Source organism: Mesorhizobium captivum, from assembly GCF_033977165.1.
In the GTDB taxonomy this organism is placed as follows: Bacteria; Pseudomonadota; Alphaproteobacteria; order Rhizobiales; family Rhizobiaceae; genus Mesorhizobium; species Mesorhizobium captivum.
Window position 1 is genome coordinate 1 of the sequence record NZ_JAVIJB010000116.1, and the last position, 1,299, is coordinate 1,299.

Below are 1,299 nucleotides of genomic sequence, written 5' to 3' on the forward strand. Positions count from 1 at the left end.
CCGACCCGGAGACATAGGTAACAGATCGTACCTAAGACATGGGTGACAACCTCGTGCCGAACGGGTTGTCGATGGTCTGCAATGTTCTCTGCTCCAGATCGATATATCCGAGATCATAGTGCATGAAGGAGACGAGCCAAATGCCGTCGTCGACTTCGGTGATGCCAAGCCTTTGGCCCGCAAGCACGGTTGAGATGTTGATTTTCTTGCGGTGCATGCAGACGCGTCCGCAGGCGGTGACCATGATGTCCTTGTCGTGGAAGGGATAGATCAGCTCGGGCAGTCCGCTGTATGGCCTTGAAGAGGCTATGTAGAGCTGGGCCGGTACCTTCATGCCGATGCCTTCGTGCGGCCTTTCGGCATTGAATTCGCTCATGAAGTCGTCGAATCTCGCCTGCTGCTGCAGCGCGTTCATGCCTGCCGGGCGCGTGGCCTCTTTCTTGAGCGTCAGATGCATGCGCTCATGGCGGCCGTTCTGTTGCGGCTTGCCTGGTTTGATGCGCTCGAGGCTGATGCCCAGCCGCAGCCACCAAACCGACAGTCGCGACAGATTATAGAGCCCGTTGGGTGAGGCAAACGGCAGACCGTTGTCGCTTCGGATGGCGGCGGGTAGGCCGCGTTCCTTGAAGAGCCGGACAAAAGTCTCGATGACCGGAGTTTCCTTCGTCGATTCAAGCGCTTCGCAGGCAAGCAGGTAGCGCGAGGCCTGGTCGGTCACCGTCAGCGGGTAACAATAGCATCCGTTGCCGAGCTTGAACTCACCCTTGAAGTCGGCGCACCACAGATCATTGGGCTCGACGGCTTGCGACAACGGCGTGCCCATGGCCTTGTTCGCCCGGTTCCTCTTGCGGGCCTGGCTCACAAGGCCGTGGCGGTCGAGCGTGGCATGAACCGTGCTCTTGGCTGGAATGCGAACATCGCCGGCGAGCTTCCGGATCAACAGTTCCCTGATCTTGCGAGCGCCCCAGTGCGGCTTCTCGCGCTTGGTCTCCACGATCAGCCGCTCGATCTGGCCGGGCAGTTGGTTGGCGTAGCGCACCGGCCGCCGCGAGCGGTCGCAAAGCGCCTCCAACCCCTCTTGCCGGTAGCGATTGAAGATCTTGTAGCCGGTCTTCCTCGATATCCCGAACGCCCGGCATACCTCACTCATGCCTTCTCCCTCCAGAAGGCGAGCCACAAAGCGAAGACGCTCCTCCATCACCGAACACTCTCTCCACGGCATCAACACCTCCCGGCAAAAACCGAAAAGTGTTACCCATGTGTCCGGTACAAATCGTCACCTATCTCTCAGGTCGCTCA

Annotated in this window: 1 protein-coding gene; it reads right to left on the minus strand. The window is 59.5% G+C overall.

Features of this window, described 5'->3' with window-relative positions; translation table 11 throughout:
* Positions 1-31: 31 nt before the first annotated feature.
* Positions 32-1,222 carry an IS481 family transposase gene (locus RFM40_RS33525; RefSeq protein WP_320230396.1) on the minus strand — a complete coding sequence of 397 codons (1,191 nt, stop codon included), beginning with the start codon at positions 1,220-1,222 and terminating at the stop codon, positions 32-34.
* Between the last annotated feature and the right edge of the window lie 77 nt (positions 1,223-1,299).

Excerpts from the sequence above, each read along its gene's own strand:
- RFM40_RS33525 (WP_320230396.1), bottom strand. The coding sequence starts at position 1,222 with ATGCCGTGGAGAGAGTGTTCGGTGATGGAGGAGCGTCTTCGCTTTGTG.